Source organism: Pseudomonas sp. SR18, from assembly GCF_023701505.1.
In the GTDB taxonomy this organism is placed as follows: Bacteria; Pseudomonadota; Gammaproteobacteria; order Pseudomonadales; family Pseudomonadaceae; genus Aquipseudomonas; species Aquipseudomonas cyclaminis.
The window spans coordinates 155739-173475 of the sequence record NZ_JAMQAU010000002.1 but is presented as its reverse complement, the minus strand read 5'-3'; the positions used below and the strand labels follow the sequence as shown (position 1 = coordinate 173475).

Sequence of the window (17737 nt, the reverse complement as noted above, 5' to 3'; positions counted from 1 at the left end):
CTTTACTCGATCAACTGTGTCAGTCAGTCGGGGATCGGCAGGTTCAGGCTCTCTTTCACCTCTTCCATCACGATGTAGCTCTTGGATTCGCGCACGTGGGGCAGCTTGAGCAGAATGTCGCCCAGCAACTTGCGGTACGACGCCATCTCGGAAATCCGCGCTTTTACCAGGTAGTCAAAGTCGCCGGACACCAAATGACACTCCAGCACATGGGGCAGTTTCAGCACGGCCCGGCGAAATTCCTCAAAGGTGTCGCCGGATTTGTAATCGAGGCTGATCTCGACAAATACCAGCAGACTGCCCTTCAAATGCTGGGGATTGAGCCGCGCGTTGTAGCCCATGATGATCCCTTCGCGCTCCAGCCGGCGGACCCGTTCGGTGCACGGCGTGGTCGACAGCCCGACCTTTTCACCCAGCTCTGTGAACGAGATACGCCCGTCGGTTTGCAGGATGCGCAGGATATTGCGGTCGATCTTGTCCAGCTCCCGCTTGGTCTGGGTGTTGGTACGCATAGGGGATACGCCTCTGTGAAAAGGGTTTCTGCCGAGAATTGTCGCCAAATATAGGCATTTATATAGTGAAATGCACTGGTGATTGCTTTTTATACTGCGCTCATCATTGCTCGAACAACACACGTCGGCGGCCAAGCCGCGATGAGGATATAAAAATGCGCGTTCTGGTCTTGGGTAGCGGCGTCATTGGTGTGACCAGTGCGTACTATTTGGCTCGGGCCGGTTTCGAGGTGGTCGTGGTCGACCGCCAGCCAGCCGCTGCCATGGAAACCAGCTTCGCCAACGCTGGCCAGGTGTCGCCGGGCTATGCCTCGCCATGGGCCGCACCGGGCGTGCCGCTCAAGGCAATCAAGTGGCTGCTGCAACGCCACGCGCCGCTGGCAATCAAGGCCACGGCCGATATCGATCAATACCTGTGGATGGCGCAGATGCTGCGCAACTGCACCGCCAGCCGGTATGCAGTGAACAAGGAGCGCATGGTGCGCCTGTCCGAGTACAGCCGCGACTGCCTCGACGAATTGCGCGCCGAGACCGGCATTGCCTACGAAGGCCGCAGCCTGGGGACTACCCAGCTGTTCCGCACCCAGGCCCAGTTGGATGGCGCCGCCAAAGACATCGCCGTATTGAAAGAATCCGGCGTGCCCTTCGAACTGCTCGACCGCGCCGGCATTGCCCGTGTCGAGCCGGCCCTGGCCAGCGTCACTGATATCCTCGCCGGTGCCCTGCGTCTACCTAACGACCAGACCGGCGATTGCCAGATGTTCACCACTCGCCTGGTCGACATGTGCAAGCAGTTGGGCGTGGAGTTCCGCTTCGAACAGGATATCCAGCGCCTCGACCATGCCGGTGATCGTATCAACGGCGTGTGGATCGACGGCAAGCTGGAAACCGCCGACCGCCACGTGCTCGCCCTCGGCAGCTACTCGCCGAAGCTGCTCAAGCCGCTGGGGATCAAGGCGCCGGTGTACCCGCTCAAGGGTTACTCGCTGACCGTGCCGATCACCAACCCGGCGATGGCGCCGACTTCGACCATCCTTGACGAGACCTACAAGGTCGCGATCACCCGTTTCGACAACCGCATCCGTGTCGGTGGCATGGCTGAAATAGCCGGTTTTGACCTGTCGCTTAACCCGCGTCGGCGCGAAACCCTGGAGATGATCGTCAACGACCTTTATCCTCAGGGCGGCGATCTGGCTGCTGCCGAGTTCTGGACCGGCCTGCGCCCGACCACCCCCGACGGCACACCGATTGTCGGTGCCACTCCCTTCAAGAATCTGTTCCTGAACACTGGCCATGGCACCCTCGGTTGGACGATGGCCTGCGGCTCCGGCCGCTTGCTGGCTGATCTGATGGCCAGGAAAACCCCGCAAATCAGTGCCGCGGGCCTCGATATTTCCCGTTACGGCAACCACCAGGAGTCCGCACAACATGTCAATCCAGCGCCAGCTCACCAATGAGCGCATGAGCCAGATCGTCGTCCACAGCGGTACCGTGTACCTGGCCGGGCAAGTCGGTGACGACATGAACGCCGCAATTGAACAGCAGACCCGTGAAACCCTGGCCAATATCGAGCGCTTGCTGGACCTGGCCGGCACCGACAAGACCAGGCTTTTGTCCGTGACGATCTACCTGAAAGACATCGACGCCGATTTCGCCGGCATGAACGCGGTGTGGGACACGTGGCTGCCAAAGGGCGTCGCTCCGGCCCGCGCCACGGTTGAAGCCAAACTTTGTGAGCCAGAAATCCTGGTAGAGCTGTCCGTCGTGGCCGCGCTGCCTTAAACCAAGATCCCTCTCCCGGTGCCGAAGCAGTTGGTCGGTGCCGGTTTTTCTTCACTTTGCCGCCTAGAAGCCTGCCGCCATGCGTCCAGCCCGTGCCCTGATCGACCTCCAAGCCCTGCGCCACAACTACCAATTGGCCCGTGAAGTCACGGGGGCCAAGGCCCTTGCCGTGGTCAAGGCCGACGCCTACGGCCATGGTGCCGTGCGGGTGGCCCAGGCGCTGGAAGCCGAGGCTGATGGGTTTGCCGTCGCGTGTATCGAGGAAGCCCTGGAGCTGCGCGCTGCCGGGATTCGTGCGCCGGTGCTGCTGCTGGAAGGTTTTTTTGAAGCCGACGAACTGCCGCTGATCATCGAGCATGATCTGTGGTGCGTGGTGCATTCGCTGTGGCAGCTGGAGGCGATCGAACAGGCTAGGCTGGGCAAACCCCTGACGATCTGGCTCAAGCTGGACTCGGGCATGCACCGCGTCGGCCTGCACCCCAAGGATTATCACGAGGCCTACCAGCGCCTGCTGGCCAGCGGCAAAGTCGCGAAAATTGTCTTGATGAGCCACTTCGCTCGCGCCGATGAACTCGATTGCGTCAGCAGCAATGAGCAAGTCGCGGTGTTTGAGGCGGCGCGCCAAGGCTTGGCGGCTGAGGTCAGCCTGCGCAACTCGCCGTCGGTGCTGGGCTGGCCGAGCATGTCCAGCGACTGGGTGCGCCCCGGCATCATGCTTTACGGCGCGACGCCATTTGGCGAAGACCACGCCATTGCCGCACGTCTGCAGCCGGTGATGACCCTGGAATCGAAAGTGATCTGCGTACGCGAACTGCCGGCCGGCGAGCCTGTGGGCTACGGCGCCCGGTTCATCACGCCCAAACCGATGCGCATCGGCGTGGTTGCCATGGGGTATGCCGACGGCTACCCGCGCCACGCGCCCACCGGCACGCCGGTGCTGGTGGCCGGGCAGCGCAGCCAATTGCTGGGGCGTGTGTCCATGGACATGCTGTGTGTCGACCTGACGGACGTGCCCCAGGCCGGTCTGGGTTCCACGGTGGAGTTGTGGGGCAAGCACATCCTTGCCAGTGACGTCGCAGTTGCCGCCGAGACCATTCCCTACCAGATCTTCTGCAACCTGCGTCGAGTGCCAAGGCTCTATTGCGAGGCTTGAGCGTCAGGCACGAACACCGCGCCCTGGGATTTAGGCCCAAGTGTTGTAAATACTGAACGCTGTCGCCATGATAACGCTCAATTACAACAAGGCCTGAATCCTAGGAGGCTCCTGCATTGGACGTCGGCGAACGACTGCAATCCATCCGTAAACTGAAGGGTCTTTCCCAGCGCGAGCTCGCCAAGCGTGCGGGTGTCACCAACAGCACCATTTCGATGATCGAAAAAAACAGTGTCAGCCCCTCGATCAGCTCCTTGCGCAAGGTGCTGGGCGGCATTCCCATGTCGATGGTCGAGTTCTTTTCCGAAGAGATCCTCCAGGAAATACCGACCCAGATCGTCTATAAAGCCAATGAGCTGATCGACATCTCCGACGGCGCCGTCACCATGAAACTGGTAGGTCGGGCGCACCCGAGTCGGGCCATCGCGTTTCTCAACGAGATCTACCCGCCTGGCGCCGACACCGGTGAAGAAATGCTCACCCACGAAGGCGAAGAAACCGGGATTCTGTTGGAAGGTCGCCTGGAGTTGGTGGTCGGTCTTGAAACTTTTGTGCTCGAAGCCGGCGATAGCTACTACTTTGAAAGTACCAAGCCTCATCGTTTTCGCAATCCGTTCGACGTACCGGCGCGACTAATCAGCGCAGCCACACCCGCGAACTTTTAAGAATAGAGGCGTCCTGCCAGCGTTGCAGAGACACCCTGGCTGTATTCCGCAAGGTTGAATCTCCCTTTATTTAATAGGGTTGTTTCAGCCCGGCGGGCTAACCGTTATACTTTCGCCGCCTGCGAAACCGTGGCCGCAGGCGTGAATAGCCACCATTGAGGGTGAACGCGTGAACCTAATTATGAAAATGCTGGCTGCACCAGCAACCGTACTGGCCTTATGGGCTGTGAGCGCACAAGCTGCGACCAATGATGACATTGCCAAGCGCCTGGAGCCCGTGGGCCAGGTCTGCGTCCAGGGCCAGGAATGCAAAGGCATGGAAGTCGCCGTGGCCGCAGGCGGTGGTGGTGCGAAAACCCCGGATGACATCATCGCCAAACACTGCAACGCGTGCCACGGCACCGGCCTGCTGAACGCGCCGAAAATCGGCGACACCGCCGCCTGGAAAGAACGCGCCGACCACCAGGGCGGCCTTGATGGCATCCTGGCCAAGGCCATCACCGGCATCAACGCCATGCCGCCTAAAGGCACATGTGCGGATTGCTCGGATGAAGAGCTTAAAGGGGCGATCAAGAAGATGTCCGGCCTGTAATTAGCCGATCTTCGCCAAAAAAGCCGCTTACGAGCGGCTTTTTTGTGCCTGTGATTTAGGTTTCGGGCTGGTGATTGCAGCAAAGACCCGGCAAGCTCGGTCCAACCCCTAATCATGGAATGTTCAGGAGGGTCGGATGGTGCAGTTGTGTTCAATCGAGCAAGCAGTTGACGACGTACTGGCGCGTTTGCCGGCGCATATCCACATGGGCATGCCGCTGGGCCTGGGCAAGCCCAATCTGTTCGTCAATGCGCTGTACCGGCGTGTCGCCAAGCTGCCGGAGCGGGCGCTGACGATTTACACCGCGCTGAGCCTGGGCCGGCCAACGATGGGCGATGGCTTGCAGAAGCGCTTTCTCGAACCCTTTATCGAGCGGGTGTTTGGGGATTACCCCGAGTTGGAGTTTCTCGCTGCCCTGCATTCAGACAGCCTGCCGAAGAACATCCACGTGCAGCAGTTCTTCATGCAGCCCGGCAGTCTGCTGCACAGTACGTCTGCCCAACAGGATTACGTCAGCAGCAACTACAGCCACGCCGCCCGCGATATCAATGCCGCAGGCCTGAACCTGGTGGCGCAGTTGGTCGCGAGCAGCGCCGAGCACCCAGACCGCCTGAGCCTGAGCTGCAACCCAGATATCACCCTCGACCTGTTACAGATGATCGCCAAGCGCCGTGACGCGGGGGAAACCATCCTGATCGTCGGCCAGGTTCACACCGATTTGCCCTACATGCCGGGCGATTCCGAGTTGGGCATGGATGCGTTCGACTACCTGATCGATGCAAAGGACAGCACCACGCTGTTCTCCACACCGAACATGCCGGTGGGGTTCCAGGACCATTTCATCGGCCTGCATGCCAGCACGCTGGTGCGCGATGGCGGCACCTTGCAGATTGGTATCGGTTCCATGGGCGATGCGCTGACCGCCGCCTTACTGGCGCGCCAGGCCGATAATGAAGCATACCGCCTGCTGCTGACTGACCTGGATGTGTACCAATGGGCACCGCTGATCAGCCACGAAGGCGGTGTCGACCCCTTCGCCCGTGGCCTTTACGGGTGCAGCGAAATGTTCGTCAACGGCCTGTTGGTACTGGCGGATGCGGGAATTGTGCGGCGCAAGGTATACCCGGATATCGCGACCCAGGAACAGGCCAATGCTGGCTTGCTAGACGATGCGGCGCAGCCTGACGGTGTGTCCATCCACGGTGGTTTCTTCCTCGGGCCACGCAGTTTTTACCAGCGCTTGCAGGAAATGACCCACGCCAAGCGCCTTGAATTCAACATGACCCGCATCAGCTACATCAACGAGCTGTACGGCCAGGAAGAACTCAAGCGTTTGCAGCGCCTGGATGCTCGGTTTATCAACAGCGCGATCATGGTGACGTTGCTCGGCGCGGGTGTGGCGGACCAGTTGGAAGACGGCCGCGTGCTCAGCGGCGTAGGCGGGCAGTACAACTTTGTGGCCCAAGGCCATGCGCTGGAAGGTGCGCGGTCGATCCTGATTTTGCGCAGCTGGCGCGAATCGGGCGGAGAGGTCAGCTCCAATATCGTCTGGGATTATGGGCACTGCACTATTCCTCGGCACCTGCGGGATATCGTCATCACCGAGTATGGAATCGCCGATCTGCGCGGTCAGACGGATGCCAAGGTGATTGAGGCGTTACTCAATATCACCGACTCCAGGTTCCAGGATGACCTGATCGAAGAGGCGCAAAAGGCGGGCAAGTTGCCCAAGGATTTCCAGCTCGATCCGCGATTTATCGACAACACACCGGAGCGGCTCAAGGGGATTCAGGCGCGGCATCGGCGTTTGTTTCCGGAGTACCCGCTGGGCAGCGATTTCACGGATGAAGAGCGGGATCTGTTGCGCGCATTGAACTGGCTCAAGAGCAAATTCAAGCTGACGGAAATTCTGGAGTTGGGTAAGGCGGCGCTGGATGCACCGGAGCCGCAAGCGTTTCCCGAGCATTTGAAGCGGATGCGGTTGGAGAAGCCGGAGGGGCTGAAAGAAGACTTATACCAGCGCCTGCTACTGGCCGGCCTCCAAGCCACCGCGCACTAACAAGCAACACAAGGCAAATATGGGAGGGGGCAAGCCCCCTCCCACATTTTGAATCGAGGTTACTCGATGAACGTAACTACGCCACCGGCCAACGACTTCACCCGCGCCAGCGACTCAACCCGATAACCCTGCGCATCCAGTTCCGCACGGCCACCCTGGAACGATTTCTCGATCACGATCCCCAGGCCGGCAACGGTTGCACCGGCCTGCTTGATGATCGAAATCAGCGCCTGGGACGCTTTGCCATTGGCCAGGAAGTCGTCGATCACCAACACGCGGTCGCTGCTGGTGAGGTGGCGCGGCGAGATGGCCACGGTGCTTTCGGTTTGCTTGGTGAACGAGTAAACGGTCGCCGACAGCAGGTTTTCAGTCAGGGTCAGGGACTGGTGCTTGCGGGCGAAGATCACCGGCACACCGAGGTTCAGCCCGGTCATGATCGCCGGTGCAATACCCGAGGCTTCGATGGTGACGATCTTGGTGATGCCCGAGTCCTTGAACAACGCGGCGAATTCATCACCGATCAGTTTCATCAGCGCCGGGTCGATCTGGTGGTTCAAAAAGGCGTCGACCTTGAGTACCTGATCGGAAAGCACGATGCCTTCTTCGCGAATTTTCTTGTGCAGTGCTTCCACGGAAAGCTTCCTCTAATGGCGCGATCTGCGCCGAAAGTAGATTGAAAAGTAGTCGATTCTAGCGCTTTAACATCGCGCGTATGTCCGCCAGGGCGGTGTTGCCGCGCACGGCCTTTACCTCGGTCGGGGTGTCGTCATTGCCTTCCCAGGCCAGGTCATCCGGCGGCAGTTCATCCAGAAACCGGCTGGGGGCGCAATCGATGATCTCGCCGTATTGCTTGCGCTTGGCAGCAAAGGTGAAGGCCAGGGTCTGACGCGCGCGGGTAATGCCGACGTAGGCCAGGCGCCGTTCTTCCTCGATGGTGTCGGCTTCGATGCTGGAGCGGTGCGGGAGGATTTCCTCTTCCATACCCATGATGAACACGTAGGGAAATTCCAGGCCCTTGGAGGCATGCAAGGTCATCATCTGTACACCTTCGGCGCCGTCTTCCTCTTCCTGCTGACGTTCGAGCATGTCGCGCAGCACCAGCTTGCCGATGGCGTCTTCGACGGTCATCTCGCCGTCTTCGTCTTTTTCCAGGGTGTTCTTCAGCGCTTCGATCAGGAACCAGACGTTGCCCATGCGGTAATCCGCGGCCTTGTCGCTGGAACTGTTGGTGCGCAGCCAGTTTTCATAGTCGATGTCCATGACCATGCTGCGCAGGGCGCTGATCGGGTCTTCGCCGGCGCATTGCTCGCGCACCTTGTCCATGAAGCGCTTGAAGCGCGCCAGGCGATCGGTAAAACGCGTGTCCAGGTGCTCGCCCAGGCCGATCTCGTCGGTGGCGGCGTACATCGAAATCTTGCGTTCGGTGGCGTAGTTGCCGAGCTTTTCCAGAGTCGTCGAGCCGATTTCCCGGCGCGGCACGTTGATCACGCGCAGGAAGGCGTTGTCGTCGTCCGGGTTCACGATAAGGCGGAAGTAGGCCATCAGGTCTTTTACTTCCTGGCGTCCGAAAAAGCTGTTGCCCCCCGACAGGCGATACGGAATCTGGTGGTGCTGCAACTTCAACTCGATCAGTTTGGCCTGGTAGTTGCCGCGATACAGAATCGCAAAGTCGCTGTAGGGCCGATCGGTACGCAGGTGCAAGGTGAGCAACTCGACGGCCACGCGCTCGGCTTCGGCATCTTCATTGCGACAGCGGATCACGCGGATTTCGTCGCCGTGGCCCATCTCACTCCACAGCTGTTTTTCAAACTCGTGGGGGTTGTTCGAGATCAGCACGTTGGCGCAGCGCAGGATGCGGCTGGTGGAGCGGTAGTTCTGCTCCAGCATGACCACTTTCAAGGACGGGTAATCGACCTTGAGCAGCATCAGGTTTTCCGGACGGGCGCCGCGCCAGGCATAGATCGACTGGTCATCGTCACCCACCACGGTGAACTGGTTGCGCTTGCCAATCAGCAACTTCACCAGCAAGTACTGGCTGGCGTTGGTGTCCTGGTATTCGTCCACCAGCAGGTAGCGCACCTTGTTCTGCCACTTTTCGAGGATGTCGGCGTGTTCCTGGAACAGCTTGACCGGCTGCAGGATCAAGTCGTCGAAATCCACCGCGTTGAACGCCTTGAGCGTGCGCTGATAGTGGGTGTAGACGATGGCGGCGGTCTGTTCCTTGGGGTTGCGCGCGTTTTCCAGGGCTTCGGGCGGCAGGATGAGGTCGTTTTTCCAGGCGCCGATCATGTTCTTGATCTCGTCGACGCCGTCGTCGCCCGCGTATTCCTTCTGCATGATGTCGGTCATCAAGGCCTTGACGTCGGTCTCGTCAAAGATCGAGAAGCCCGGCTTGTAGCCCAGCCGCGCATGCTCCTTGCGGATGATGTTCAGCCCCAGGTTATGGAAGGTACACACCGTGAGGCCACGGCCTTCGCCACCCTTGAGCAGGGTGCCGACCCGCTCCTTCATCTCACGCGCGGCCTTGTTGGTAAAAGTCATGGCGACGATGTACTGGGCGCGGATGCCACAGCTCTGGATCAGGTGCGCGATCTTGCGGGTGATCACGCTGGTCTTGCCGGAACCGGCACCGGCGAGCACCAATAGAGGGCCGCCGACGTAGTTCACGGCTTCTTGCTGCCGGGGATTGAGTCGGGACATACAGAATTTCGGGAGTCGTTGTTCAAAAGGGCGTGCATTTTAACAGGCTGGCAAGATTCTGCTGCCCTGGATCGACGGTGTGACGTACCACTCGATCTAAATTTGCCGGTTTTGCTACTTTGCCGCAGGATGTCGAGGCTTTTTACGCTTAAAACAGCGACAAATGCTTACACCTGCGCATTTGATAACCCCTATCATTGGTGATTATCAGGCCGCACGTCATAATGCCCGCCGCCAACGAAATTTTGCAGAGTCTAGGGAGCTAGCTTGTCTACGCCTGTCGAACCCTTGCGTTTGCTGCTACTGGCCGATACGCCTGAGTGGGCAGCGTTGTTGCGCGAGTGCCTGGCGCCGATGGGCGATGGGGCTGTGCTGATCAGCGCGCCAAACTGGGACTCGGTGAGTCGTCTGTTCGACGATGACGCCAGCGCCGTGCTGTTGACCACGTCCAGCCTGCAACCCGGCCCTGGCCAGTGCAGCTTGCCGTGCGTGTTGCTGTTGGAGCAGGAGCCGCTGGTTTCGCCGCTTGGCGTCAGTGACTGGCTGATCCGTGATGCACTGGACGCCGACATACTGCGCCGCTGCCTGCGTCATGTGCGTGAGCGCGGCGTGCTGGAAAACACCCTGCAACGCCTGGCCGAGCAAGACCCGCTCACCGGTATCGCCAACCGCCAGGGCTTCCAGACCCTCCTTGCGGCGCGGCTGGCCGAGAACGAAGGCCGCGGTCTGGCCCTCGGTCATCTGGACCTCGACAACTTCCGCCACGCCAACGATGCCCTCGGCCACCAGGCTGGCGACCGCTTGATCCTGCAGGTGGTTTCGCGGCTCAAGAGCCAACTTGAAATCGGCGACCAACTGGCACGCCTGGGCAGCGACGAGTTCGCCTTGCTGATTGACACCCGTCGCGCACCGCAACGCGCAGAGTGGATGGCCGAGCGCATCACCGAAGCCATGGCCGAGCCGTACTGGGTGGATGGCGAAAGCCTGCTGATCGGTTGCAGCCTGGGCGTGGCCCATGCCCGCGCCCGCGCTGGCGCCGACCCATTGATGTGGCACGCCCATATCGCCATGCAGCAAGCCAAGAGCACCCAAGGCTGTACCTTCCATATCTTCAACGAACGCATCAACCGCAACGCGCGCAGCCTCGCCGATCTGGAAAGTGAACTGCGCCGCGCCTTGCGCCGCGATGAACTGGAGCTGCACTACCAGCCGCGCCTGGACCTGGATGACGGCCACATCGTCGGCCTCGAAGCCCTGGTGCGCTGGCGCCACGGCGAGCGCGGCCTGTTGCCGCCCAGCGAGTTCGTGCCTTTGGCCGAACAGAGCGGCCTGATCGTACCGTTGGGCTACTGGGTAATCTCCCGCGCCCTGCGCGACATGCAAGACCTGCGTGAGCGCGGCCTGCCGCCGTTGCACATGGCGGTCAACCTTTCGTTCCGCCAGTTCCAGGACAGCCAGTTGCTCTCGACCCTCAGCCGATTGATCGCTGAGCGCGGCGTAGAGGCGCAATGGCTGGAGTTCGAACTGACCGAAACCGCCGTAATGCGCCGTAGCGATCTGGTCAAGCAGACCATGGACGCCCTCGGCCGGCTCGGTGTGCGGTTTTCCCTGGACGACTTCGGCACCGGTTTCTCCTCGTTCGTGCACCTCAACAGCCTGCCGATTGCCTTGTTGAAGATCGACAAGAGTTTTGTCGGCGGCATGGAAGAGCGCGAAGAGAACCGCAAGCTGGTGCACGCGATGATCAACCTGGCCCACAACCTCAACCTGGAAGTGGTGGCCGAGGGCGTGGAAACCCCGGAGCAGCTGGCGCTTTTGCGATTGTTTGGCTGTGACCAAGCCCAGGGCTATCTGATCAGCAAGCCGTTGCCGTTACCGGAGTTGGTGGATTACCTCACATTCGGCAAGGGCCAGCAGGCGCTGTTGGGCTGCTGACCTGCAAACCCAATCAACGGTGGAAGGGTAGGGTTTTACTCTGTTTGTGCAGCCTGAAACGAGGCTTGAACCTCAGGCTCCTGGCGAATCATCCGCTTCATCTTCGCCTCGAACGCCCAGGTCAGGCTTACCGCCGCACAGGCCAGGCCGAGTGCCAAACCCCACCATACACCGGTTGGCCCCCAGCCCAGCGTGAACGCCATCAACCACGCTGAAGGCGCGCCGATCAACCAGTAGCAGCCCAGCCCCACCAGGAAGGTGGTCTTGGCGTCCTTGAGCCCCCGGATGCAGCCCATGGCGATGGTTTGCACGCCGTCGAACAACTCGAACCAGGCCGCGACGGCCAGCAGGCTGACGGCGAGCACGATCACCTCGTGGAACGCCGGGTCGTCATGGTCGAGGAACAGGCCGATCAGCGGGTCGGAAAACAGCCACAAGACCACGGCAAATCCCAACATTATCGTCGCCCCAAAGCTGATGCCGACGCGACCGGCCATGCGCGCCTGCAACAATTGCCCGGCTCCATAGTGCTGGCCGATGCGCATGGTCACCGCGTAGGACATACCCGCAGGGACCATGAATGCCACCGAGACGATCTGCAGGGCGATCTGATGCGCCGCCAGTTGCGTACTGCCCATGGTGCCCATGCACAGCGCGGCAAAGGCAAACAGCCCGACTTCGACCGCGTAGGTGCCGCCAATCGGCAGGCCCAGGCGCCACAATTCACGCAGGTATTGGGTATTGAGGCGCAGCAGGCCGGCGCTTAGCGGGTAGGCGGCGTAAGCGCGGTTGCTGCGGATGTACCACATCAATGTCAGGGCCATGCCATTGGCGACGATGGCGGTGACCAGGCCAATACCCATCAAGCCGAGTTTCGGCAGGCCGAACATGCCTTCGATCAACGCGTGATTGAGCAGGTAGTTCAGCACCGTGCCGCCGAGGCTGATCACCATCACCGGGGTGGCCTTGCCGATGGCGCTGGTGAAGCCGCGCAAAGCCATGAAACTCAGGTAGCCGGGCAGGGCAAATGGCAGCATGGTCAGAAATTGCCCCGCCGACTGCACGTTGGTGTCGGTCTGGCCAAACATCAGCAGCACCGGCTTGAGGTTCCACAGCAGCAGCGCCGCGGCCAGGGCCATCAGCCAGGCGAGCCACAGCCCGGCCTGGGTCAGGCGGGTAGCACCTTCGATGTCGCCGGCGCCGTGACGGATCGCCACCAAGGTGCCTACGGCGGCGATTACCCCAATGCAGAAGATCGACACGAACGAATAGCTAGCCGCCCCCAGGCCTCCACCGGCCAAGGCTTCGGGGCTCAGGCGCGCCATCATCAGGGTGTCGGTCAGCACCATCAGCATGTGCGCCAACTGGGAAGCAATCAACGGCCCTGACAGCCGCAGGATGGCCCAGAGTTCGGTACGTGCCGGATGCTGCATGATCATCACACTCAGAAAGTCGGAGGGTCGGGAGGGTTCGATTCTCGGCCCTCTCAGCCCATTGCACAAAGGGATAAAAGCGATCATTCGCATGATTAAAACTCATGCCAGATTGATTCTGGTAGGGTTTAGGCGTCCTGCTGTCGGAGCTTTCCTTATGTCGCGTCGTCTTCCTCCTCTTTATGCGTTACGGGCATTTGAAGCAGCCTCCCGGCATAACTCCTTTACCCGTGCCGCCGAAGAACTGTCGATTACCCAGAGTGCGGTGAGCCGACATATCCGCACGCTGGAAGAGCATTTCGCCTGCCGCCTGTTCCAGCGAAGTGGCCGTAACCTTCAGCTCACCGAATCAGCGCGCCTGCTGTTGCCCGGTGTGCGCGAGGGGTTCGCGGCGCTGGAACGGGCCTGCCATACCCTGAACGCCGAAGATGACATCCTGCGCATGAAGGCGCCGTCCACCCTGACCATGCGCTGGTTGTTGGCGCGGCTCAGCCGCTTTCGGGCGTTACAACCGGGCAATGAAGTGCAACTGACCAGCGCCTGGATGAATGTGGATGAAGTGGATTTCAATCAAGAGCCTTTCGACTGCGCGGTGCTGTTGAGCTATGGGCACTTTCCGGCGGACTGGGAGGCCAGCTACTTGTTTCCTGAGTTGTTAATACCCGTGGGCGCGCCGAACCTGTTGAACGATGGCCCTTGGGACGTAAATCGCCTGGCCGCTACCGAGTTGCTGCACCCCACGCCCGACCGCAGGGATTGGCGCAAATGGCTGGAGCGCATGGGGCTGTCGAACCAGGTATCGCTCAAGGGCGGGCAGGTGTTCGATACGCTTGAACTGGGCATGATTGCTGCCGCTCGTGGTTATGGCGTGTCCATGGGCGATCTGCTGATGGTGGCCGAAGATGTCGCGCAGGGACGCTTGAGTCTGCCGTGGCCGACGGCGGTTGCGAGTGGGGAAAGTTACTATCTGGTGTGGCCGAAAACCCGTCCGGGTGGTGAACGCTTGCGGCGCCTGGCGGATTTCCTCCAGAGCGAGGTGCATTCCATGGTTTTACCTGCCGTCAAACGCCTCAATTGAAGGGTTCGTGCTTCATCACGCAACCGTTTGCGTGATACCCCTGCGATTCGCTCAAGTATTGCCAGGCGCAGCCGAAGTAGGTGTGTTGGAACCATCGTGCTCCAACGTTTCCCACCAGATAATTTGCCGAGCAGCGCTATGAGATCAGGATGATCCTGGCCTCGGCCAGGAGCTGTCATGTCTCAACCCCGCGCCCGGATCGCCTCGCAGTTAGGCCTCGCATTAGCCGTGATTCTGGCTGTCGCCATCGGCGGCAGTACCGTGTTCGCCTTGCGTTCCCTTGATTCCGCCAACCTCGATACCCGCGAAGAGCACCTGGCCAGCGAAGCGCGATTGCTCGCCGACCAACTCAATACGTTCCACAGCACGTTGCGCGAGAGCACCCAGCGTCTGACCGGACTGTTTGAGAAGCGCTTCAGCGCCGGGTTGCGGGTGCAGGCAGACCAGATGGTCGCGGTGGCCGGGGTCCAGACGCCGAGCTTGTTGCTGGGCAGCGAAGTGCTCAACAACAACTTCACTGAAGTGGATGAGTTCAAGCAGATGTCCGGCGGCGTGGCCACCGTGTTCGTGCGCAGCGGCGACGACTTTGTCCGCGTCAGCACCTCCCTGACCAAGCAGGACGGCAGCCGCGCCATTGGCACTGTGCTTGACCGCCAGGGCCCTGCTTACCAGCGTGTGCTCGGTGGGCAGGCGTATATCGGCCGCGCGGTGTTGTTCGACCGCTCCTACATGACTCAGTACAGCCCCGTGCGCGACACCAGCGGCAAAGTGATCGCCGTGCTGTTCATCGGTTTTGACTACACCGACGCCCAGGCCGCGCAGTTCGAGAACCTCAAGCGCTTCCGCATCGGCCATACCGGTTCCCTGGCGTTGCTCGACGAGCAGAAGCGCTGGCTGGTGCCGCCAGCCGGTGTGCAGGCGTTGGATCAAGCGGTTCCTGTGATGTTGGACTTGGCCAAGACCCCAGGCAAAGGCCGCTTCTGGAGCGACAAGAACGAAGACTTCTACAGCGTTTCGGTGCCCTTCGATGGCGGTCCATGGGCCGTGGTCGCGAGCATGCCGAAGGCTGAAATCCGCGCGGTGACCTGGGCAGTAGGCATTCGCCTGGTGATCGGCAGCGTGCTGGCGATGCTGTTGGCGGTAGGCGCTACGGTGTGGCTGCTGCGCAGCAAACTGCAACCGTTGAGCGACCTGGTGCGTCAGGCCGAAGCCTTGGGCGCGGGCGACTTGAGTGCGCGTCTCAACGTGTCCAGCCATGATGAAATCGGCCAACTGGCCCGCAGCTTCAATCAGATGGGTGAAGCGCTGTCGACCATGGTTTCCCACATCCGCAAGGCGGCCGAAGAGGTCAACAGCCGTGCCCAGGCGCTGTCCGGGTTGTCCGGCGGGGCTTATGACGGCATGGAGCAGCAGTCCGGCGAAATCACCAGCATGGCTGGCGCGGTGGAAGAGTTCAGTGCAACGTCGCTGAATATCGCCGACAACATGGGCAACACCGAGCGTCTGGCCCAAGAGAATGCCCAGCAAACCCGTATCGGCCGCACCTCGATGCAAGAGGCGTCGTCGTCGCTGGAGCATATCGCGACCGCGCTGAACAGCACGGCCACGGTGATCAATACCCTCGGCCAGCGCTCCCAGGAAATCGGCGGCATCGTCGGTGTGATCACCTCCATCGCCGAGCAGACCAACCTGCTGGCGCTCAACGCCGCCATCGAGGCGGCTCGCGCCGGTGAGCAAGGTCGTGGGTTTGCCGTGGTGGCTGACGAAGTACGTAACCTGGCCTCGCGTACCCGCGAAGCCACCGATGAAATTTCCGGGATGATCCAGAGCATCCAGCGGGAGACCGGTAACGCCATCAGCACCATGGAGCACGGCAACACGCTGATGCAGGAAGGCCTGTCGCGCAACGCCGACGTAGCCTCGGCCCTGGCGCGTATCGACGAGCAGAGCCGTTCGGCCGGTCAGCAGTTCGCGGCGATTACCACGGCAACGCAAGAGCAAAGCAGCACCGCGACGTTGCTCAGCAGCAACTTGCAGAGCATCGCGCTGGCCAACAGCGAGCAGCGGGAAGTGGTGTCGAACCTGGCGATTACAGCCAAGGAACTGGAGACGTTGGCGGCTGGCTTGCGGCATGAAGTGGATCGCTTTCGCTGAAGCCATTGCGGTACAAAAATGTGGGAGGCGCCAGGCTCAATTGATCGCAGCCGGGCGGTATTGCAGCGCCTCCTTCAGATGGTCCCGGCTGATATTGTCCACTTGATCCAGATCCGCCAGGGTGCGCGCTACTTTGAGCAACCGATGAGCCGCCCGCAGCGACAATGTCAGTCGCTCGCAGGCGCTCTCCAGCCAGCTTTCATCGGCTTTCGCCAACTGGCAGTGCTCACGCAGCCTTGGCAGATCAAGAAAGGCGTTGGCGCAGCCCTGGCGCTGTTGCTGACGCTCCCGCGCATCGGCCACCAGGGCTGAGGCCGTTGCCGTGGTCTCTCCAGCCTGCTGGGTGGGATTGAGCGCAGTGGTTTCACGCGCCACGGTAAGGTGCAGGTCGATCCGATCCAGCAAGGGGCCAGACAGCTTGTTGCGATACCGCTGGATATGTTCCGGCGTGCAGCGACAACGCCCAGTGGGCTCACCCATGTAGCCGCATGGGCAGGGGTTCATCGCCGCTACCAGCTGAAAGCGCGCCGGGAAACTCACGCGGTCGCGGGCGCGGGAAATCACGATATGGCCCGACTCCAATGGCTCGCGCAGAACTTCCAGCACCTTGCGATCAAACTCCGGCAATTCGTCCAGGAAGAGCACGCCATGGTGCGCCAGGGTGATTTCCCCTGGCTGCGGTTTCGACCCACCGCCCACCAATGCCGGCCCTGACGCCGAGTGGTGCGGCTGGCGGAACGGCCGGTGCGGCCAGTGGCTCAGTGGGGCGAGACTGACCACCGACTGAATGGCCGCCACTTCGAGGGCCTCCTGTTCGCTCAGCGGTGGCAGCAAACCGGGCAGGCGGCTGGCGAGCAAGGTCTTGCCGGTACCCGGTGGCCCACTGAACAGCAGGTTATGTGCGCCCGCTGCGGCAATCAGCAATGCCCGCTTGGCGGCCAGCTGACCCTGCACTTCGCTCAAATCAGGGTACGGCTTGTTCAGGTACTGCAAGCCATCGGACTTGTAGGGCTCAATCGGCACATGCCCATTGAGGTGCGCCACCACCTGCAGGAGGTGATCCACTGCAATCACTTTCAAACCCGACGCCAGGCACGCTTCCTCCGCGTTCGCCCGCGGCACTATCACCGTGCGCCCGGCCTTGCGCGCGGCTAAAGCCGCTGGCAACACACCTTTGACTGCGCGCACTTCACCGGACAACGCCAACTCACCCAAGCATTCAACGTCATCGAGCATCAACGCCGGCACTTGCACACTGGCGGCGAGGATCCCCAATGCAATCGCCAAATCAAAACGCCCGCCGTCCTTGGGCAGGTCGGCGGGCGCGAGGTTGAGGGTGATACGGCGCGAGGGGTATTGCAGGGCGCAGTTGAGAATGGCGCTGCGAACGCGGTCCTTGCTTTCCTTGACGGCGGTTTCGGGTAAACCCACCAGGGTCAAGGACGGCAAACCATTGGCCATGTGCACCTCGACGGTGACGGCAGGGGCTTCTACGCCGACCTGGGCGCGGCTGTGGACGATGGCGAGGGACATGCTCGTTCCTTGAAATGAGAGGCCGCTTCCTGCGGTTTTTCAAGGGTAGACGAGGTGGAGAAGGGCGAGGCGGGGAGGTTTTACAGAACGTATCCAGAGCAAAGGTGGGAGAGGACTGGCCCCATCCCACACTGATCGCAT

Annotated in this window: 14 protein-coding genes; 9 read left to right on the top strand and 5 right to left on the bottom strand. The window is 61.0% G+C overall.

The features are described 5' to 3' along the window. Positions 1 to 23: 23 nt before the first annotated feature. The gene (locus NDJ82_RS04655) at positions 24 to 512 is read right to left on the bottom strand and encodes an Lrp/AsnC ligand binding domain-containing protein (protein ID WP_003176896.1); all 489 of its coding nucleotides are present in this window, start codon (positions 510 to 512) and stop codon (positions 24 to 26) included. Between the two features lie 155 nt (positions 513 to 667). Here NDJ82_RS04655 and dadA point away from each other — a divergent pair, with 155 nt between their 5' ends. The 6 genes from dadA (at position 668) to NDJ82_RS04625 (ending at position 6763) form a co-directional block, all read left to right on the top strand. Continuing rightward, complete coding sequence (gene dadA / locus NDJ82_RS04650) at positions 668 to 1969, top strand: D-amino acid dehydrogenase (RefSeq protein WP_250925007.1); 1302 nt, start codon at positions 668 to 670, stop codon at positions 1967 to 1969. Continuing rightward, positions 1941 to 2294, top strand: a complete 354-nt coding sequence (locus tag NDJ82_RS04645) for a RidA family protein (RefSeq protein ID WP_099586004.1) — start codon at positions 1941 to 1943, stop codon at positions 2292 to 2294. Before dadA ends, NDJ82_RS04645 begins: the two co-directional genes overlap by 29 nt. A 79-nt stretch (positions 2295 to 2373) precedes the next feature. After that, positions 2374 to 3447, top strand: coding sequence for an alanine racemase (gene alr / locus NDJ82_RS04640; RefSeq protein WP_099586003.1), 1074 nt, complete (start codon positions 2374 to 2376; stop codon positions 3445 to 3447). A gap of 116 nt (positions 3448 to 3563) precedes the next feature. Further along, the gene (locus tag NDJ82_RS04635) at positions 3564 to 4112 is read left to right on the top strand and encodes a cupin domain-containing protein (RefSeq protein ID WP_005792468.1); all 549 of its coding nucleotides are present in this window, start codon (positions 3564 to 3566) and stop codon (positions 4110 to 4112) included. Positions 4113 to 4293: 181 nt separating this feature from the next. Next, the gene (locus NDJ82_RS04630) at positions 4294 to 4704 is read left to right on the top strand and encodes a c-type cytochrome (RefSeq protein ID WP_112192751.1); all 411 of its coding nucleotides are present in this window, start codon (positions 4294 to 4296) and stop codon (positions 4702 to 4704) included. A 136-nt stretch (positions 4705 to 4840) separates the two neighbouring features. Continuing rightward, a complete protein-coding gene (locus NDJ82_RS04625) occupies positions 4841 to 6763 on the top strand; it encodes an acetyl-CoA hydrolase/transferase C-terminal domain-containing protein (RefSeq protein WP_250925006.1) in 1923 nt (640 codons plus the stop codon). A 59-nt stretch (positions 6764 to 6822) separates the two neighbouring features. On the opposite strand, the gene NDJ82_RS04620 is transcribed toward NDJ82_RS04625, so the two are convergent. Both NDJ82_RS04620 and rep read right to left on the bottom strand, forming a co-directional pair. After that, positions 6823 to 7395: a xanthine phosphoribosyltransferase gene (locus NDJ82_RS04620; RefSeq protein ID WP_071485175.1), complete on the bottom strand. Its 573-nt coding sequence runs from the start codon at positions 7393 to 7395 to the stop codon at positions 6823 to 6825. A 58-nt stretch (positions 7396 to 7453) separates the two neighbouring features. After that, entirely contained in the window at positions 7454 to 9463 is a 2010-nt protein-coding gene (gene rep, locus NDJ82_RS04615) for a DNA helicase Rep (RefSeq protein ID WP_099586000.1), read from the bottom strand. A 267-nt stretch (positions 9464 to 9730) separates the two neighbouring features. On the opposite strand from rep, the gene NDJ82_RS04610 reads away from it, so the two are divergent. Then, positions 9731 to 11398, top strand: coding sequence for a putative bifunctional diguanylate cyclase/phosphodiesterase (locus tag NDJ82_RS04610; protein ID WP_099585999.1), 1668 nt, complete (start codon positions 9731 to 9733; stop codon positions 11396 to 11398). Between the two features lie 35 nt (positions 11399 to 11433). Here NDJ82_RS04610 and NDJ82_RS04605 read toward each other — a convergent pair whose 3' ends face one another. Next, positions 11434 to 12837, bottom strand: coding sequence for a NorM family multidrug efflux MATE transporter (locus NDJ82_RS04605; protein ID WP_112192750.1), 1404 nt, complete (start codon positions 12835 to 12837; stop codon positions 11434 to 11436). 151 nt (positions 12838 to 12988) lie between these two features. Here NDJ82_RS04605 and NDJ82_RS04600 point away from each other — a divergent pair, with 151 nt between their 5' ends. Further along, positions 12989 to 13909: a LysR substrate-binding domain-containing protein gene (locus NDJ82_RS04600; protein WP_250925005.1), complete on the top strand. Its 921-nt coding sequence runs from the start codon at positions 12989 to 12991 to the stop codon at positions 13907 to 13909. 177 nt (positions 13910 to 14086) lie between these two features. Continuing rightward, complete coding sequence (locus NDJ82_RS04595; RefSeq protein WP_112192749.1) at positions 14087 to 16063, top strand: methyl-accepting chemotaxis protein; 1977 nt, start codon at positions 14087 to 14089, stop codon at positions 16061 to 16063. A 36-nt stretch (positions 16064 to 16099) separates the two neighbouring features. Here NDJ82_RS04595 and NDJ82_RS04590 read toward each other — a convergent pair whose 3' ends face one another. Continuing rightward, positions 16100 to 17596 carry a YifB family Mg chelatase-like AAA ATPase gene (locus tag NDJ82_RS04590; protein WP_250925004.1) on the bottom strand — a complete coding sequence of 499 codons (1497 nt, stop codon included), beginning with the start codon at positions 17594 to 17596 and terminating at the stop codon, positions 16100 to 16102. Positions 17597 to 17737 lie beyond the last annotated feature (141 nt).

Excerpts from the sequence above, each read along its gene's own strand:
- NDJ82_RS04655 (WP_003176896.1), bottom strand. The coding sequence starts at position 512 with ATGCGTACCAACACCCAGACCAAGCGGGAGCTGGACAAGATCGACCGC.
- dadA (WP_250925007.1), top strand. The coding sequence starts at position 668 with ATGCGCGTTCTGGTCTTGGGTAGCGGCGTCATTGGTGTGACCAGTGCG.
- NDJ82_RS04645 (WP_099586004.1), top strand. The coding sequence starts at position 1,941 with ATGTCAATCCAGCGCCAGCTCACCAATGAGCGCATGAGCCAGATCGTC.
- alr (WP_099586003.1), top strand. The coding sequence starts at position 2,374 with ATGCGTCCAGCCCGTGCCCTGATCGACCTCCAAGCCCTGCGCCACAAC.
- NDJ82_RS04630 (WP_112192751.1), top strand. The coding sequence starts at position 4,294 with ATGAAAATGCTGGCTGCACCAGCAACCGTACTGGCCTTATGGGCTGTG.
- NDJ82_RS04625 (WP_250925006.1), top strand. The coding sequence starts at position 4,841 with ATGGTGCAGTTGTGTTCAATCGAGCAAGCAGTTGACGACGTACTGGCG.
- rep (WP_099586000.1), bottom strand. The coding sequence starts at position 9,463 with ATGTCCCGACTCAATCCCCGGCAGCAAGAAGCCGTGAACTACGTCGGC.
- NDJ82_RS04605 (WP_112192750.1), bottom strand. The coding sequence starts at position 12,837 with ATGATCATGCAGCATCCGGCACGTACCGAACTCTGGGCCATCCTGCGG.
- NDJ82_RS04600 (WP_250925005.1), top strand. The coding sequence starts at position 12,989 with ATGTCGCGTCGTCTTCCTCCTCTTTATGCGTTACGGGCATTTGAAGCA.
- NDJ82_RS04595 (WP_112192749.1), top strand. The coding sequence starts at position 14,087 with ATGTCTCAACCCCGCGCCCGGATCGCCTCGCAGTTAGGCCTCGCATTA.
- NDJ82_RS04590 (WP_250925004.1), bottom strand. The coding sequence starts at position 17,596 with ATGTCCCTCGCCATCGTCCACAGCCGCGCCCAGGTCGGCGTAGAAGCC.